This window comes from Pseudomonas sp. 3296 (genome assembly GCF_031456615.1).
Taxonomy (GTDB): domain Bacteria; phylum Pseudomonadota; class Gammaproteobacteria; order Pseudomonadales; family Pseudomonadaceae; genus Aquipseudomonas; species Aquipseudomonas mucoides.
This window is the reverse complement of sequence record NZ_JAVDUY010000021.1, coordinates 1-16,243: the sequence shown is the minus strand read 5'-3', so window position 1 is coordinate 16,243 and position 16,243 is coordinate 1. Positions and strand designations below refer to the sequence as shown.

Annotated in this window: 12 protein-coding genes and 2 pseudogenes; 7 read left to right on the top strand and 7 right to left on the bottom strand. The window is 53.4% G+C overall.

Going from position 1 to position 16,243, the window contains the following annotated elements:
* Window positions 1-291: 291 nt before the first annotated feature.
* Both J2X66_RS29885 and J2X66_RS29880 read left to right on the top strand, forming a co-directional pair.
* A complete protein-coding gene (locus J2X66_RS29885) occupies window positions 292-1,599 on the top strand; it encodes an OprD family porin (protein WP_310272262.1) in 1,308 nt (435 codons plus the stop codon).
* Window positions 1,600-1,881: 282 nt separating this feature from the next.
* Window positions 1,882-2,679 carry a CmcJ/NvfI family oxidoreductase gene (locus J2X66_RS29880; protein ID WP_310272258.1) on the top strand — a complete coding sequence of 266 codons (798 nt, stop codon included), beginning with the start codon at window positions 1,882-1,884 and terminating at the stop codon, window positions 2,677-2,679.
* A 141-nt stretch (window positions 2,680-2,820) separates the two neighbouring features.
* On the opposite strand, the gene J2X66_RS29875 is transcribed toward J2X66_RS29880, so the two are convergent.
* The 5 genes and pseudogenes from J2X66_RS29875 to J2X66_RS29855 all read right to left on the bottom strand — a co-directional run.
* Entirely contained in the window at window positions 2,821-3,921 is a 1,101-nt protein-coding gene (locus tag J2X66_RS29875) for a low temperature requirement protein A (RefSeq protein WP_064677809.1), read from the bottom strand.
* A 26-nt stretch (window positions 3,922-3,947) separates the two neighbouring features.
* Window positions 3,948-4,142 carry a hypothetical protein gene (locus J2X66_RS29870; RefSeq protein ID WP_010459439.1) on the bottom strand — a complete coding sequence of 65 codons (195 nt, stop codon included), beginning with the start codon at window positions 4,140-4,142 and terminating at the stop codon, window positions 3,948-3,950.
* Between the two features lie 204 nt (window positions 4,143-4,346).
* Window positions 4,347-4,874: a thioredoxin domain-containing protein gene (locus J2X66_RS29865; protein ID WP_310272245.1), complete on the bottom strand. Its 528-nt coding sequence runs from the start codon at window positions 4,872-4,874 to the stop codon at window positions 4,347-4,349.
* An 11-nt stretch (window positions 4,875-4,885) separates the two neighbouring features.
* On the bottom strand, window positions 4,886-5,428 hold the full coding sequence (locus J2X66_RS29860; RefSeq protein ID WP_310272241.1) for a redoxin domain-containing protein: 543 nt from the start codon (window positions 5,426-5,428) through the stop codon (window positions 4,886-4,888).
* 36 nt (window positions 5,429-5,464) lie between these two features.
* A pseudogene (locus J2X66_RS29855) lies at window positions 5,465-5,770 on the bottom strand (TolC family protein); the annotation flags it as partial.
* Between the two features lie 429 nt (window positions 5,771-6,199).
* Between J2X66_RS29855 and J2X66_RS29850 the strand changes: the two are divergent.
* The 5 genes and pseudogenes from J2X66_RS29850 to J2X66_RS29830 all read left to right on the top strand — a co-directional run.
* Window positions 6,200-8,965, top strand: coding sequence for an AAA family ATPase (locus J2X66_RS29850; protein WP_405046823.1), 2,766 nt, complete (start codon window positions 6,200-6,202; stop codon window positions 8,963-8,965).
* Window positions 8,966-9,157: 192 nt separating this feature from the next.
* The gene (locus J2X66_RS29845) at window positions 9,158-9,592 is read left to right on the top strand and encodes a phosphate-starvation-inducible PsiE family protein (RefSeq protein WP_310272266.1); all 435 of its coding nucleotides are present in this window, start codon (window positions 9,158-9,160) and stop codon (window positions 9,590-9,592) included.
* Between the two features lie 228 nt (window positions 9,593-9,820).
* Entirely contained in the window at window positions 9,821-10,024 is a 204-nt protein-coding gene (locus J2X66_RS29840) for a hypothetical protein (RefSeq protein ID WP_150636627.1), read from the top strand.
* Between the two features lie 401 nt (window positions 10,025-10,425).
* Window positions 10,426-10,809: a VOC family protein gene (locus tag J2X66_RS29835; RefSeq protein ID WP_310272232.1), complete on the top strand. Its 384-nt coding sequence runs from the start codon at window positions 10,426-10,428 to the stop codon at window positions 10,807-10,809.
* A 205-nt stretch (window positions 10,810-11,014) separates the two neighbouring features.
* Window positions 11,015-11,347, top strand: a pseudogene (locus J2X66_RS29830) (helix-turn-helix domain-containing protein); the annotation flags it as partial.
* Window positions 11,348-11,479: 132 nt separating this feature from the next.
* Here J2X66_RS29830 and J2X66_RS29825 read toward each other — a convergent pair.
* Together J2X66_RS29825 and J2X66_RS29820 are read right to left on the bottom strand one after the other, a co-directional pair.
* Window positions 11,480-13,354, bottom strand: coding sequence for a UvrD-helicase domain-containing protein (locus J2X66_RS29825; protein ID WP_310272229.1), 1,875 nt, complete (start codon window positions 13,352-13,354; stop codon window positions 11,480-11,482).
* Window positions 13,351-15,660: an AAA family ATPase gene (locus J2X66_RS29820; protein ID WP_310272226.1), complete on the bottom strand. Its 2,310-nt coding sequence runs from the start codon at window positions 15,658-15,660 to the stop codon at window positions 13,351-13,353. The genes J2X66_RS29825 and J2X66_RS29820 overlap by 4 nt, the downstream gene beginning before the upstream one ends.
* Between the last annotated feature and the right edge of the window lie 583 nt (window positions 15,661-16,243).

Genomic DNA, 16,243 nt, shown 5'->3' with positions numbered 1-16,243 from the left:
AAGAGCCTAAGTCTGATTTTTGGCAGACCGTCGATTTTTTGAACTCCAAATGATTGGAGCATCAAAAAATCGCGGGGTACTTCAGACCTTCCCTAACGCTATCGCGCTGCATAACAGAAACAGGTGCGATGATCGACTTTGGAACTTGCATTAACAATATCAACTTGATGCAGGGCTAGGTATCGTCGATTTCTCGTGTTTAGCAGGGTATTAAGAATAATAAAAAACGCGCAGCTGGAAAATTTCGCGTTGCTTCTATTACTTTAAAATAACAAATGGAGCGCTATATAAATGAGTGGAAAAACAATAGCTGCAAGTTCGGTGTTTCTTAGTATAACCCTGAGTGCCCAGGTACATGCTGACTTCCTGAGTGATAGCAAAGCCACCTTTGGAATGAGAAACTTCTACTTCAATAACGACAACCGCGATGGCGTTGCCGCACCTTCCAAAACCGAAGAATGGGCGCAGGGTTTCATGCTGGACTTCAAATCGGGCTATACCGATGGAATGGTTGGCTTTGGTGTCGATGGCCTGGGGTTGCTGGGGGTTAACCTGGACAGCGGTAAAGGACGGCATGTCGGTAGCAGCATGATGCCTTCTGACAGTGACAACCGTGCCGTCGACGAGTGGAGCAGGCTGGGGCTGACCGGAAAAGTCAAAATGTCGAAAACTGAACTTCGCTACGGCACCTTGATTCCGAAACTCCCAATTCTGGTCGCCAACGATGGACGCGTGCTACCGCAAACCTTCGAGGGCGTTCAAATCACCTCGAGCGAGCTCAATAGCCTGACCTTGACTGGAGGTCGGATCGAACATGCAACAGGACGTGGTTCGAGCGATCAGACGGGGCTGGCCGTTACTGGTGGTACGCGTGAAAGTAATCAGTTTGACTTCGCCGGGGGCGATTGGAAAGTCACCAAGGATCTGACAGCTCAGTACTACTACGCCGGCCTCGATAACTACTATACGCAGCATTTTTTGGGATTGATTCACACCCTTGCCATCTCGGACAATCAGTCCCTCAAAACCGACCTGCGCTACTTCAAAACTGACTCGTCAGGTGCAAATAGCTCCGGTACGTCAGGCTACAGAATGAGTGGCTACACCAAAAACGGTGATGGAGAAATCGATAACCGTACCTGGAGTGCCGCGTTGATTTACACACTGGGTGGCCACGCGATTACTGCGGGGTACCAAAGTGTGTCGGATGGCAACAACTTCACTCAACTCAGTCAGGGTAGCCTGCCAGACAAGGGCGCCGGTGGAGCAAGCCTGTATCTGTATACAGACCGCTTTATCCAAACTTTCACCCGCGCAGGCGAGCGAACAGCTTTCGGCCAGTATGCTTACGACTTCGCCGCTCTGGGCGTCCCTGGCCTAAAAGGCTCGGTCATGTACCTCTCTGGCGATAACATTAAAACGACGTCAGGCGCCAACCAAAAGGAATGGGAAAGAGACATTAGCCTGGACTACGTCCTTCAGTCGGGAGCGCTAAAAGGCGTCGGGTTCGGCTGGCGTAACGGCAAGTCCAACAGCGAAGCATCTCGTAACGTCGATCAGAATCGTATTTTTGTCACCTATAGCATTCCGCTTCTCTAGATAGCGGTGCGGGAAGTTTAGGGATATCGGATGCTCATGATCGGCGCAGACCCGCAGTGCGACACGCCAGTCATGGTCAAGCTGGTCGTCGATGCCGAGGTTAGAGAGGTCCTTTTCTATCGGTCGTGTGCCGTGCACCTCGGGCTGCATTTGATAGTGTCCGTTCGAAGGCATACGATCGAGATTGAAGGTGTCTACATGCAAGTTACAGCGCCGCCACGGTGACACTACGCCGGATGCGCTCAGCAGACCGGGAGGTGTTACTTGAAGTGCACAACTGATATGCCCGCTAACGTCATCACAAAACTCACCTACCTGGTCAAGCACGATGCGAAGCCCTATGTGCATACCGAGGCTCTGACCGGTAACAGTGAACCGCACTACTTTGCTGAGCAGGAGGAGCGCGAGGTCACGATACACAACGGTCGTCCGTTGGCAGACAGCCTTTCTCTGGACAAGCAGGGGTTTGAACTCCATCGGCGGGATACGGTGGTCGACGATCTCTACGACGATACCTCAGTGGAAAGCGTCTACTATGACGAGGTCAAGGCCTTGATCAAGGAGTTGACGGGCGCGAGCCGGGTCGTCATCTTCGACCACACCAGGCGCAGCGACGCCGAGCGGCGGGATATTCGCGGGCCAGCCAGCCGTGTGCATAATGACTACACCGACCGCTCGGGGCCTGAACGTATTCGCGACGTGCTGGGCCAGGATCAGGCCGCCGCACGGGCGTCGGTGGCCCAGATTAACCTCTGGCGCCCGATGAGCGGCCCCGTCAAGCGCTCACCGCTGGCCGTGCTGGACGCCTCGACGCTCGACCCCAATGACCTGCTGGCCACCGACTTGGTCTATCCGGATCGTATCGGTGAGATCTACCACCTGGCCTACAATCCGCAACAGCGCTGGTACTATTTTCCGGACATGCGCCGTGACGAAGTCTTGCTGATCAAGGGGTATGACTCACGTCACGACGGCCGTGCCCGCTTCACGCCCCATACCGCCTTCAAAGATCCCAACACGCCGCCGGGAGCCCCGCCGCGCGAGAGTATCGAAGTTCGCACCCTGGCCTTCTTTGATTAGGTTTTTGCCGCTTGGCGCGGGCCTCCCGCCGCGCGGTGTTTACCCCCGTGCTTTCCAGGCGACCACCCGCTTTGGTTGGTAGGGATGTATGGATGTGCGCGGATAGCTGATCCACCCGTGATATGGCCCAACTTTAAAGATTCAACGATACCTGAAGTTTAGTAAAACATAACAGATCATGGTTGCTGTCAGGCCGACCAATATGTACTCGACGCGGGGTAGGAATATAACCAAACCACCTAGAGAAAACACGATCAAGGTGTTTTGTAGTATGTATTTCCTTATTTTAGGTACCGCTATGAAGTAGCCATATTGCTTGCCTAAGAAAAATAAGGCCATGCCGATGATTGACGTAATCTGGAAATCGCGCATCGCAATGTCATTCAGGATCGCATGCCTGATCAAATTTGCGAGAAGTGCTAGCCCCATAAATAGAAAAAGGTGCGAGTAGATTAAGGAGTGTCCACTCATACTACTTTCATTTTTGCTCAGTAGGTAAAAGCTATCAAAATAGATCCACCAGATACTGCAAATCATGATAAATCCGGTGATTGCCGCCATCACATTATAACGATCCCATTGAATGTCAGATAACCCTCCAGAAAGGCTAATTACCGACTCGCCCAATAAGATGAGGGTGAGTAAACCTAGTCGTTCAACCAAGTGTTCTGTATGTGCAGGCAATGGCTTTAGCTTACCCCAAGAAAACAAAGGGAGCAGAATGTCAAGAAAAATCCCAATGTAAGCGACAAGGTAACGCATAGGTGGGTCAAAAAGAATGGATGAGAGACTAATAACTGCGCTAACTAACAGGGCGAAGCCAAGCCTGGAGGAGAATTCGCTACGGTGATCGAATTTATTTATGGACGAAATGTACATAATACTGATGATGGCACGTATACCAAAATAGCAGGCAATAACGAGCGCATAGTTTACTTCCAATTCTTCCCCAATCCGTGCAGACAGTACAATGAGCAGCAACATTAAAAACAATGTTGCCAAGCGGTGAAGGTTACTGTCTGTATCAAACCTATTTGAGTAAATCGTGTGGCTGGACCAGATCCACCATAATGGAACAAAAAGCAGTAAAAATGTCCATAATTGCTCCTGTTCAAAATGGCCGTGATGAAGATGTCCGAGAGTGTGCGTAACCTTTCCAATTGCAACAACAAAAATCAGGTCAAAAAACAACTCTAACCATGTGGCGTGTCGATTTTTTTCATAATACTTTAAAGATTTCATTCGCTGCTGGCTCCGTGTGCACCTCTTTAATCCACCACCACGTCTGTTAGTACGGTCAATACAGAATCCAGCGTGCCATCGGGCCGATAGCAACATTGCGCACGGGCGGACCTTAGCGGGCAACTGGGCTGCTGTTCCGCCAACCATTCATTCAGCGCCTCGACAAGGACACGGGCCTCGACTATGGAATCTTCCGAGCTGTCAAAAATTAACATCGCCATTTTTTATGTCCTCGGTTCGCTGGGCTGATATTTTCGTGCCGCTGCTTTATGAGCGATGCTTATCGCTGGCAGCACCTGGATTCTTCAATCTCCCGTATTGAAATATTATCGAATGCACACCTGGTGCGCTGCGCAATGGGGGGACGTTCGCCCTCGGCTACGGTGTGGGTGATGCCAAGCGATTTCACTATCTGGCGATTTTCGTCAACTCACTAACGAAAGCTCAATCATCTGACTCATCTCGGTGAACTCTGGAGCCCCGTCATAGCGAAGCCCGTCAATGTAAAACGCTGGGGTGCCATTCACGCCGCTCCGTACGCCGCCATTAAAATCGGATTTTATTTTGGGTAGGTAAGTGCCGTCTTGCATAGCAACATAGAGTTCTTCGTCGGAGAGGCCGTGTTTTAGAGCGATGGCCCGAAACAGCGGCAGGCCCAATCGATCCTGATTTTCATACAATTCGTCATGAGCCTCCCAGAAGAATCCTCGACTCCCGGCATACTCAGCGGTGACCGCTGCACCCATAGCATGCGGATGAACGGTGGTCAGTGGAAAGTTACGGAACACGAATTGCAGATCATCGTGAAAATGCTGCTGTAGCTTTTTGACGACCCAATACGCTAAACCGCAATAGGGACATTCATAGTCGCCAAATTCCACCAAGGTGACCTTGGCATGCGCACTTCCCTGGCGATGGTCGTTGGCACTTACCGGCACTTTGAGAGTGGCCATGTGATCACCTGCTAATTTTTGGTTGGCGCGCTTTGTGGCGAATTCGCTAGAGCATCCAGCGCGTCCAGAATGCCGTCCGCCCCAGGGTTGATTGCCATTGGTGAGATGTAGCTCCAGGCGATCACTCCCTCCTTGTCAATCACGAACAACGCCCGCTTACAAACTCCCAGGTGGGAGTCGTACGCTCCATACTGTCGCGCCACAGCCCCTTTGGGCTCGAAATCGGCGAGCAGGCTGAAGTGAAAATTCCGATCTTTGGAAAAGGCCTGATGACACCAAGCGCTGTCGACCGAGATACCCAGTAGCGTCGCACCGTATTCTCTGAATGTGGGTAGCAACTGGTTGTACAAGGTCAGTTGGTCGCCACAAACCGAAGTCCAGTCTGCGGGATAAAACGCCAGTATCACGGGATTTCCCTTTAGCTCGCGTAGGGACAACTGCTGATCAGGGGTTGCGTACAGAGTGAAGTCGGGCGCGACAGTGCCGGCCGGCAGCGGCCCCTGAACCAGGTCGCCATTCGTTTCTTTCGCATCATCCAATTCTGAAGTGTGCATGGCTTGAGCCCTTATAGATGGGCGGTTGGAGTCTGCTCAGCGGGATACGACTTGCCCGGGGGGATAACTCCATCCACCGCCAAGTGATTTATAAATGGCGACGATGCCTCGATACACCTCGTTCGAGGTCTGAGCCTGAGTGTCTTCGGTTGCGAGACGTTCACGATCCGCATCAAGAAGCACGAGGAGATCCGCCGTGCCTTCGCGGTATTGGATTGAGGCCAGGTTGGTAGCGGAAAGGCTGGATTCGCTCTGACGCACCATTGACTATAGTCGTTGTTGGCGCTTGCCGTAATCGCTGAACGCGTTCTCCGTTTCCTCCAGTGCAGGCAAGACCTCGCGCGCTCGTTCTTTTGCTGTCATTTTCGGCGGTTTTTTTTATCCGATGGTTTTGGTGCGAACCGCAATCATGTCCTTGCTGATCGATTCGGCCCTGCGAATTCCGACATCGAATCGTTGCTCGATCACGCTGGTGATTCCATAGCCTCATTTGCTGATGAGTTGGTGGTTTACGACTGGCGGTATTTTTGAGCACGAATTTATCAGACGTCGTTCGTCGGTATCCTGGGTCGCCCATAGCGTGTTTTGATGAGATCCGACTATCGTTATTGGATGGCGTCGTCTGCCGAGACTGCCATTCCCTCCAACGTAATCGTCTTCCTGAGCAATCTCAGCGTATTGCGGATCTCATGCCCCTGTTGCTTGAGCATCGTTTACGGGGACGTAGATCCATCTGAATGAGTCCGTGTTATCCATCTTTGGAGACAACTCATCATGGCTACTCTCTGTGAAATATGTAATGCGAGACCCGCTGTAGCGCGAGTGACCGTATCGCAAAATGGCCAAGCCAGGACAATGTCCATTTGCGACCACGATTACCGTCAACTCTTACGCCATCAAAGCATGTTGAATCCATTCGACTCTCTACTGGGCGGGGGTGTGTCCCGCTTTTTCGACAGCATGGGCGGAGCAAAGGATCAAGCGGGTGATGACTTCAGGCTCTCTGCGCAAGTGCCTCGAGAATCTGTCGATGCAACCGATGCATTCAGTTCCCAGACGCTGGAAATCCTGCAACGCGCGGGTGAAAAAGCCCATGAGCTCAACCGTAGCGAGCTCGATACTGAGCATTTGTTGTATGTGCTTGCGGATACCGATGTGGGTACGGCGTTGCTTAAGGAGCTGAAGCTTTCTCCGGACGAGATCAAAGGCTACATCGATCAACATGCTCAGAGGGGCACAGCGGAGGCCCAGGCCCCGGTGGACCAGATGAGCATTTCGCCACGGTTAAAGAAAGTTTTCAATTTTGCGTTCCAGGCATCTCGTGATTTAGGACATTCGTACGTTGGCCCAGAGCATTTGTTGATCGGGCTTGCCTCTGTACCGGAAAGTATTGCCGGGACATTGCTCAAAAAATATGGCGTAACGCCTGAAGCCTTGCGGCAGAAGGTGGTCAAGGTAGTGGGTAAGGGCGCTGAGGATGGGCGAGTCGACACCCCGACGGGAACACCGACACTCGACAAGTTCGGTCGAGACCTGACGTCACTGGCTCGTGAGGGCAAACTCGATCCCGTATTAGGGCGCGCACAGGAAATCGAAAATACCATCGAGGTGCTGGCGCGGCGCAGAAAGAACAATCCAGTTCTTATCGGCGAACCTGGCGTCGGTAAAACCGCCATCGTCGAAGGGCTTGCACAACGAATAGTGAAGGGCGATGTCCCTGAGATCTTGCGTGGCAGACGGCTTGTTGAAGTCAATCTGAACTCAATGGTTGCGGGCTCTAAATATCGTGGTGAATTTGAGGAGCGAGCCAAGCAACTGCTTGATGAAGTCGCCGCAAAAAGCTCGGAGCTCATTCTGTTCATCGACGAGTTACATACGATCGTCGGTGCGGGGCAGGGTGGTGAGGAGGGCGGCCTGGACATTGCCAACGTGCTGAAACCCGCATTGGCGCGCGGGGAGCTCAGTTTGATCGGTGCGACGACACTCAATGAGTATCAAAAGCACATCGAAAAAGACGCAGCGCTTGAACGACGTTTTCAGCCTGTGCTGATAGCCGAGCCCACCGTCGAACAGACCATCATTATCCTGCGTGGGCTGCGCGACAAACTTGAGGCTCACCATCAGGTCACATTCGCCGATGAAGCATTTGTGGCGGCAGCAGAGCTGTCGGATCGTTACATCACCTCGCGCTATCTGCCGGATAAGGCCATTGACCTCATCGATCAGGCAGCGGCCCGCGTTCGAATCAGTTCCTCCTCGAGGCCGGCTGGCATTCAGGAGCTGGAAGCCGAAATCACCCAACTTAAACGTGAACAGGACTATGCATCCTCCCGTAAGCGTTTTGATGAATCCAAAGGCTTCGAAGAGCGCATTGGTCAAAAACAAGCGCAACTGGGAGAGGAAACAGAAGCCTGGGAGCGCAAGACAGGTTCCGAAACCCTTGAGGTGACCCTCGAGTCGATTGCCGAGGTGCTGTCCCGTCTCACCGGGATTCCTGTGACCGAGCTTACGCAGGAGGAGCGTCAAAAGCTGTTGAATATGGAAGACACATTGCGTGATCGGCTGGTCGGGCAGGAAGATGCTGTTCGCGCGGTCAGCGATGCCGTTCGTTTGTCTCGAGCCGGCCTTGGCCAGGCCAACAGACCGATTGCCACGTTTCTCTTTCTTGGCCCTACGGGCGTCGGCAAAACCGAACTGGCCAAAGCGTTGGCGGAAACCGTGTTTGGTGACGAGCAATCGATCATTCGTATTGATATGTCGGAGTACATGGAGCGTCATGCGGTTGCCCGGTTGATCGGTGCGCCACCCGGTTACGTGGGATACGACGAAGGCGGTCAGTTGACGGAGCGTGTTCGCCGCAAGCCCTACAGTGTGATTCTGCTCGACGAGATCGAGAAGGCGCATCCCGACGTGAACAACGTATTGCTGCAGGTATTCGACGATGGGCGTCTCACGGACGGCAAGGGACGTGTCGTGGATTTCAGCAATACGATCATCATTGCCACCAGCAACCTGGGCTCTCCCGTGATCATGGAGAATCTTGAGCGCCCAGAAGATGAACGCCTTACGGATAAAGCGTTACGTGATGAATTGATGGGAGTCCTGAAAGGGCATTTTCGTCCCGAATTCCTGAACCGTATTGATGACATCATCGTGTTCCATGCCCTTACCCGTGACAACATCCGATCGATTGTGAGCATTCAGCTTGATCGGGTCATTCGAACCGCAGCTGCACAGAACATCACAGTGAAAATTGATGGCTCACTCATCGATCATCTGGCGGATGTTGGTTATCAGCCTGAGTTTGGCGCGCGCGAGTTGAAACGTCAGATTCGCCAGGCCGTCGAAACGCGGCTTGCGAAGGAAATGCTCGCTGGCAAGCTGCAAGCCGGCGACAGTGTTGAGTTGGGTTACGACACGGAACGTAGGGAAGTGGTCTTCAATAAGGTGGAGGTGGATGCGCCAAAGACCTCCGGAAAGAGTAGCCAGCCAAACCAGCCAGATGATCTGGCACCTACTGCGGAGACTGGGACTTAGCCCCAGCACACTCACGTAACCTGGGAGCTGGCCTGTTGATCACGACGTGCAGTGGTGTACTGGATCCTCTAATGCCTGGACGAGCCCGGCAGACTGAAGACGCAAGTGTGGAGGGTTATCGTGTCAAAGCCTGATTCTGAAGGGCGTGAGCGCAACTCGACGCTGAAAAATTTCAGACTTCAGTGGGCGCTGATGAATGCTTACGAACGTTTCGAACAATTGGTTGTTCTTGCGCTCAGTCTCATCATCGCGTCTGTGATTTTGATGGCGCTACTGCAGCTCTGTCGCAGGGTTGTGCCGTTGGTGATCGGTGGTGCGATTGACCCTCTAGATCACGATGTTTTCCAGGCCCTCTTTGGCTCAATCTTCACCGTGCTGATAGCCCTGGAGTTTAAGCATTCGATTGTGCGCCCGGCCCTACGACGCAACAGCATCGTTCAGGTTCGCACAGTGCTGTTGATCGCCTTGCTGGCGCTCAGCCGGAAGTTCGTTATTCTCGATTCTGCCGCTACTCCTGCGCTCACCATTGCCGTACTAGGATTTGCCACCCTGGTGCTCGGCATCGTCTGCTGGCTCTTACGGGAGCGTGATAAGGATAACTTACGAGAGTGTGGTAAGGATGAATAGCTACGAGGGCTTCGCAATGCCAACAATTTTCCACCGAGAGAACATCAAGGCCAGCGAGATATTTCTATGTTGCGAGACGGTTACGGCGCGTTCATCGCATTCTGAGATGGCGGTGCGCCATCATCCGCAATACTTGTATAAATACGTATAGCGCTGACTGTAGATTTTAAGTAATGAACATTTTAGCCGGTTCCCCCGGACAGCCTTTCAGCGGCATAGGAGACAGGGATGTTCCGTCGTTTAGCTCAGGTGTTTTCTTCGAAGGGCGAGTACGTCAGCTCGTTCGTGAATCATGCGATAGGACAGTACAAACGCTACAGAAAAGCCGCCGACAAAGCCGTGGCCGCCGCACGTGAATACTTGGCGGTACCCAGCGGTAAAAATGTCTTCGAACTTTCATCGGCAGCCACCTCATTGAATTATTCGCCATGAACACGGAGGACATGGCCCGTTAAAAGAGTGGGCGTCAAAAGCGAGTTTGTCGAATCAGTACCTTATGAGCCTGATGAACATATCTGACATAGCCTGTGACTCAGAATAAATGTCAGATGTCGCCGTATCTGATTCGGGTCGATTCAGCGTAAGCCCTGATCCACTCCGAAGTTCTCATCACATGGGGCTTGCTGACGTGCATTCGATTGATCACCAGGAACTCCTTGAGGCGGCTTGATTTCCTCAATGGCAGGACCGGGCATAAATCCCCTCGCACCAAAGCCTCGGCGACATAGTATTTCCAGACCAGTGCAATACCGTGCCCATAACCGCCAGGGCAAGCCTGCCCTGGCAAAACTGCAACGCAAACCCACCTCGTTTCTATCAAAGAGAGCTATAAAATGAGTGTCTTTACTCACGTTACAGTCGGCACCAACGACCTGAACAAAGCCCGCAGTTTCTACGACAACGTACTGGGCAAGCTTGGCCAGAAACGTATCGCTGATCTCGGAGACAATGGTTCTATCTGGGGCGAGAACGCACCGGCTTTCTTCGTTCTGAAGCCGGCTAACGGCGCACCTGCTAGCGTTGGGAATGGTGTCACCGTCAGTTTCGAGGCACCAACCCGTGCCGCAATCGACGCCTTCCATGCCGCAGCATTGGCCGCCGGCGGCACGTGTGAAGGCTTGCCGGGACCGCGTGGTTGGGCACCGAATGCCTATGCTGCGTATGCCCGTGATCTGGACGGTAACAAACTGGCCGCTTATTGCTTCAAAGCAGCTTAAGTCGCTTGGGAAGAGGCCAGCCTTGGTCCAGCTGGTCTCACCAATCCTTTTTAGTTTCTGCGGATTCGTAAATGCTTAAGAACATGATTTGTTGCCGCTGACCGAAAACTGACCCAGTAAAGGCTGTTCTGCCGACTGAAAACTGACCCGGGTGTTCAACTGCTTCTGCTCACTTTTTCGAGCAGGAGAACACAGGGTGATCAGCATGGAAATGTTGGGAAAAATCCGGCGGATGTACTTCCGCGACAAGCTCTCGCTGCACCAGATAGCCAAGCGTACCGGGCTGTCGAGAAACACCATTCGAAAATGGGTCAGAGCACCCGAAGCCACTCAGCCGGCGCACCAACGGTGCGCAACCTTCAACAAACTCAGTCCATTTCACGAGACACTTGAGCAGGCGCTCAAGGCCGATTCATTTCGGGCAAAGCACAACCGCAGTAGTGCCAAAGCACTCTTCGAACAGATCAAGGCCGAGGGGTACGACGGCGGCTACAGCCAGCTCACCGCCTTCATACGCTCGTGGCGCGGCCAGCAAGGCGTTCTCCACAAGTCAGCTCATCTCGATTCATAGCTCTAGACTCTACGACAAAAGATGTCGCAAACACCGCATGGAACAAGCTAGCGAGACCATAGTGGAGTGTGCCCCACACTGCTCAACTTCTTACACCTCTCAGAGCACGACAATCTCGTTTGCCTTCAGCCAGCCGGCTTCAATGACGCTCGCTTTGGCAATCTCTGGCTGGGCGCTGTAAATCACGATCGCCAAGCTTTCCTCAGCACGACTGCAGGTCACATATAGAAGCCTGCGCGTGCGTGACAAGGAATCATCCTTGCCCGCGCGCTGATTCTTCACGTCGGTTGGCGAAGCAGGCGTAACGCCGAGCAGCTTCTCATAGCTAAACAGAAAACCGCCTGCCTCTTCATCGTTCAGGATGACCATCACACGCGGAAACTCTAGGCCTTTCACCCCCTGGTGGGTGCCGAACGGTGAAAGCCCATTTGCGTAGCCAGCGAACGCCTCCATCTCCGAGTAAGAGCATCCTAGGACGATCCGATAAGCATGAATCTCAAGCGCTTCTCGATCCGATATTTCCGGGGCATCGTCAGCCGTAGCGCCCAGAGCCATCGCTTCGACGAAGCGGGCAGGCAGCTCAAGCAGGCCAGTCCTTTGAAGAACTTGAGCCACTTCCCCAATCAATGGATCATTGTCCGTAAGCATCTCACAGAGCAACTGGGTCGCTTTTCCAACAGACTCCAGCACCTCCAGTTGGTTGGTGCCAGCCGACTCCAAGTATTTGGGATCAAGTAAGGGAGAGCGCAGCCGCACCGCTTCCATGAGCGTGAAATCATCCGCTCGAGCCGCTTCTACTATTGGGGCTACCCCCTCGAAGAAAAGCTTGAGTATGGGTAGCGTTCCGTCCAGTAGGCCCGTGTTTAGGTGTTCAACGGCATACAACGGCGTGAATACACCTTCAAACCCCATACGCCGCCCAGCCATCTTGTGTTCCAGGATGAGCGTCTTGCGGCCTTGCATACCGGTTGCCCACTGAACATCGCCGGTGACGTCAGCCATTTGCTTGGCTATCTGCTCCTCCAGGCTGAAATCCTGACCCGGTACCTGCCGTGTGCAGAACATTCGTACTGTGCCTCTGGCAGCCCCCGGCTTAGGTATTTGCTGATGACCGTCAACGCTCGCACGGATCACATTGATTAAATCGACAACTCGAGTTGGGCAGCGACGGTTCATGCGTTTTTCTGGCTTGGCCCAATCCGCAGGAATGGCATCATCCAACCCAACTTTCCCGTCGTTGTAGATGCGTTGCATCGTGTCGCCGAGAAGCCCTAGGCAGAACCTTTCAGGGATTGCAGCTTGAGCCTGCTGAAAGGAATCCATGAGCGGGCCGTACGTATCCTGACTTTCATCGATCAAGAGCACCGGGTGCCGGTCAGCCATCACATCAAGCAAGGGCGGCTTCGGGATGAACGCCGCGGCCATCTGGATGACCTCGCTATGGTTCAAAGATTGCCTGCTTCGGTTGTCTCCCGTCGGGCTATAGGTGAAGTCGGTGATTTCATCCAGGCTCGTGAGGCGACGGGCCTTGCTGTCCCGGCTCGCCCGATTAGCACGAGACGTCTTATTCTCTCCTTGCGCCCTACGGAGTTTGTCATCCAGTTCGTCAATGTCGGCGGCGAGCTTAACGCGCAACCACTCACGAATGTCATCGTTGAAGCCCTTGATCATCCTCCAGGAGAAAGCGTGGACCGTTGAGACTTCAACCAGAGGATCGTGCTCGAGTCGGCGTTCGATTTCCTCGCAGGCCGCATTGGTATAGGTAATGATCGCGATCTGCCGGCCTTCAAATGTGAGACGCTGTCGCTCGCGCCCTTTGAGCGATTTCACTGCTTCTACGAGCGAGTGGGTCTTGCCAGAGCCGGCCCCGGCGTAAAGGAAGAAGCTACGTGGCTGCTCTAAGTTCAGGCATGCTTTGATAACCTCATCAGCAGTCGGCTTCACTTCATCAACAACCTCGGTAATGGCGCTCATTGTCCAGTCACCTCGATGCTAGCCGTTGGAATTATCAGAAGCTCCTTACTCTTTTTCTTGAGCTTGGTCTCTAACCAGGTGAGCCCTTCGCGGATGTACTCCGGAACCGCCAACTTCGCAAAGTTGGGATCTCCCAGTGTCTGTAAAACGAACTCCGCCTTGTCGCCATCCCTAAGAGCGTCGAAAAACGCCTGACCTAGATCGTCCGCCGTTTCCGACTCACGCAGCGCTTTGGAAACTGCCTTGGTCAAACCCCGGCCTTGCTTAGTCGCAAAATGCTTCACGTTGCTCAGTACCAGGCTGTCCTCGAAGGTATTGGGCAGGGCCTCTACTTCACCTTCAGTCCTAGGAAGGCGGATGGTGATGGGCGTCTGGTACGCCACTTTGATAGCAAACAAATCATCGATCTGATCAGCTTTTTGTTCACTATCCAGATCCAGCAAAGTGTCCACGTCATGACCAAGTTTTCGGGCAGCCATCCAGTGCCGGAGGGTAGGGTTATTGGTTGACTGCTCTGCCTGGCGCCTAACCGGTACCGCTGATTTCTTGTGGCCAGCGTCCAAATCAGTGATCACCAGGGTCACGATGCCCAACGCGTCTACCAGAGGCCGGAGTCGATGTGCGTGGCTGCCCCCGATATCCAAGATTGTGATGTAGCACCGATCCAGGAAGGGGAAGTGGTTTCGCAGGAAGTGCGGCAGCATCATTCGCTCTGCAGCACCTTCTACCAAAATGACCGCGTCGGCAAAGAAGAGATCGGCATGTTGCGCCCGGAGGTAACGGGTCACAAACTCCTTCGTGTGCTTGTGAGGGTTTTTCTGCCCGAAAACAGTGCTTAGGTTGGAGACGGTGGACACTGGAATAGGTACGTTGGCCATTCCCGCGGGCAGCCTACGGAAATACCGAAGATTCGCATACTCCGTCTCATGCGCGACGTGGCTCGAATGAGAGCTAACGATCAGTTGGGTTTTGAGCTTCGGATATTTCTTAAGCAGCGGGTCATTACATAGGACGTGATAAGCATGCTTGATGAAGGCCTGCTGCACCTGGACGTGTAGGTGCGCTTCAGGCTCCTCGATCAGCACCAAGTGGATTGGCTCGACACCAGCGTCAGACTGCTCCTCCGCGTTCTTGTACTTCCTCAGCCATTCATCTCGAAACGCCATCAGCTGGAAAATCATCGAAATCAGGTTTTGGTAACCCAAACCGTTGGACGTCTCGGGCAAGCGCATGGGAGGAGCGCCGGGCGCACCTGCGGCTGAGTCCAGCTCGAATAGAACTGCTGCTTCGTGGTTCATCCCGTCCGTAGGAGACAGCCGGGTTTCTACCCTGATAGCAGGGTCAGAATTGTTGGGGTATCCAAGGCCTGCGACTTCTTCGAGAGCAGGGGCGAAGCTGGAAGTCAGTCGGGAGTCGAATGCAGATTGGGCAGCCTGGATGGCTGTCAGTGCCTCCAAGTCCGAGATGTCTGGACTGTCACCCGGATCCAGATGCCGGTTGTAGTAAGCGCGCAATTGCTCCGTCAATTTTTTCCCCGAACCACCTCTGCCTTCGGTTACGGATTCTTCCGCGCTGTCTCCAAAGCCCCGTTGGGCGTTGATTTCGTGAACACGTATGAGATCTGTCAGGGGGTTGCTTTCCAGCGGAATAGCGGTCGCGGACAGTCCTTGAAGTTTGGCGTGACGAGTTTTGGGATCTGGTGCGCTGAGTTGCGCAGGGTCGAGACGGTACCAGCGAATCGCGAACATCGTTCCCAGACGCCAGTTGAGGTAATCGTGCAAACTTTGCGGCCACAATGGCAGGGGGGGCGGAGTCTTTCCTGTCTCGGTCCGTTTTTCAATTTCCTCTTGCAGCAGCTTCACGCGCTTCCGCTCTTTCCGGTAATCAGTAAAGAGCTTGGCCATGTCCTTCGGCTCGAGTCGGAAGCGCATGCCAACGTGGCCGCCTTTCCAGGCAAAATTGGGAATCAGATCTCTGATGTGGTGCAGTTCGCCTTGCGAGGCTTCCATCCAGAGATCTAGGGTGGGTAACCAGTGCGCCCACTCGTTCGCCGCGGGGGCTTGGAGACTTTCATCAGCAGCTTCCCAATCGACACCAATGGCATCAATAGTCCTGAGATGTGAGAGCGTCAGATCTTGGAGCCGGAACGCGGTCGCTTTAGAAAGCAGGAACTTGCGTAGCGCCAACATCGCGGAGGACTTACCGCTATTGTTCGCTCCGACCAGAAGGGTAGTGGTGTTTGCCAGGTCGATTCGAACTGATAGGAGCTTACGGAAGTTCGCGATCTCTAGGTGCTGGATTTGCATAGCCTCTTCCTTGTGACCGCACTATGGCGGTTCACCAACCCGATAGATGTGTGGAGACGACTCTAGCCCAATTACAACAGGACTCCTTTAGAAATGTCATTTTGCCACTGCAGAGGGGGCCGATTCACGGCTCGCTCAGCATTGTCTGGGATAAGGTCGCCTAGCTCACATGTTGAATAACTCTAAGCATGGTTTTGAATGCGGCTCAACGCACATCACCCGCCATTTAAAGTTTCAAAACGTCATGATCACCAATTCCAAATTAGCTCGAGATCATGAAGATGAAGCTCGCTTGTGAGGCTCTGCATCCCAGCGATGCCAAGTCGTACAGAGCATGCAAATCGCCGTGGATTAAAGCTGTTGAATCTCACGCGTTGAGACCGCAAGACTAACGGCAAGGTGATTTAGGCCAGAGTTCCAAACGCTAGCGCGCCGGCACGAAGCGATGTGATAGAAGGGGCTCGGAGGCGTTTGAGCGACGGTTCCAGCTGTAGTGGTCAACTAATCCCGGACACGACGTTAAGTTTTTCTTCGGCCCGAGCTGGCGCCAGCCCACCGTTGAATTGATGGGGGCGAATCCAGT

What these genes read in the sequence shown, in the direction of transcription:
- J2X66_RS29885 (WP_310272262.1), top strand. Translation starts at nt 292, where the DNA reads ATGAGTGGAAAAACAATAGCTGCAAGTTCGGTGTTTCTTAGTATAACC.
- J2X66_RS29880 (WP_310272258.1), top strand. Translation starts at nt 1,882, where the DNA reads ATGCCCGCTAACGTCATCACAAAACTCACCTACCTGGTCAAGCACGAT.
- J2X66_RS29875 (WP_064677809.1), bottom strand. Translation starts at nt 3,921, where the DNA reads ATGAAATCTTTAAAGTATTATGAAAAAAATCGACACGCCACATGGTTA.
- J2X66_RS29870 (WP_010459439.1), bottom strand. Translation starts at nt 4,142, where the DNA reads ATGGCGATGTTAATTTTTGACAGCTCGGAAGATTCCATAGTCGAGGCC.
- J2X66_RS29865 (WP_310272245.1), bottom strand. Translation starts at nt 4,874, where the DNA reads ATGGCCACTCTCAAAGTGCCGGTAAGTGCCAACGACCATCGCCAGGGA.
- J2X66_RS29860 (WP_310272241.1), bottom strand. Translation starts at nt 5,428, where the DNA reads ATGCACACTTCAGAATTGGATGATGCGAAAGAAACGAATGGCGACCTG.
- J2X66_RS29845 (WP_310272266.1), top strand. Translation starts at nt 9,158, where the DNA reads ATGAATGCTTACGAACGTTTCGAACAATTGGTTGTTCTTGCGCTCAGT.
- J2X66_RS29840 (WP_150636627.1), top strand. Translation starts at nt 9,821, where the DNA reads ATGTTCCGTCGTTTAGCTCAGGTGTTTTCTTCGAAGGGCGAGTACGTC.
- J2X66_RS29835 (WP_310272232.1), top strand. Translation starts at nt 10,426, where the DNA reads ATGAGTGTCTTTACTCACGTTACAGTCGGCACCAACGACCTGAACAAA.
- J2X66_RS29825 (WP_310272229.1), bottom strand. Translation starts at nt 13,354, where the DNA reads ATGAGCGCCATTACCGAGGTTGTTGATGAAGTGAAGCCGACTGCTGAT.
- J2X66_RS29820 (WP_310272226.1), bottom strand. Translation starts at nt 15,660, where the DNA reads ATGCAAATCCAGCACCTAGAGATCGCGAACTTCCGTAAGCTCCTATCA.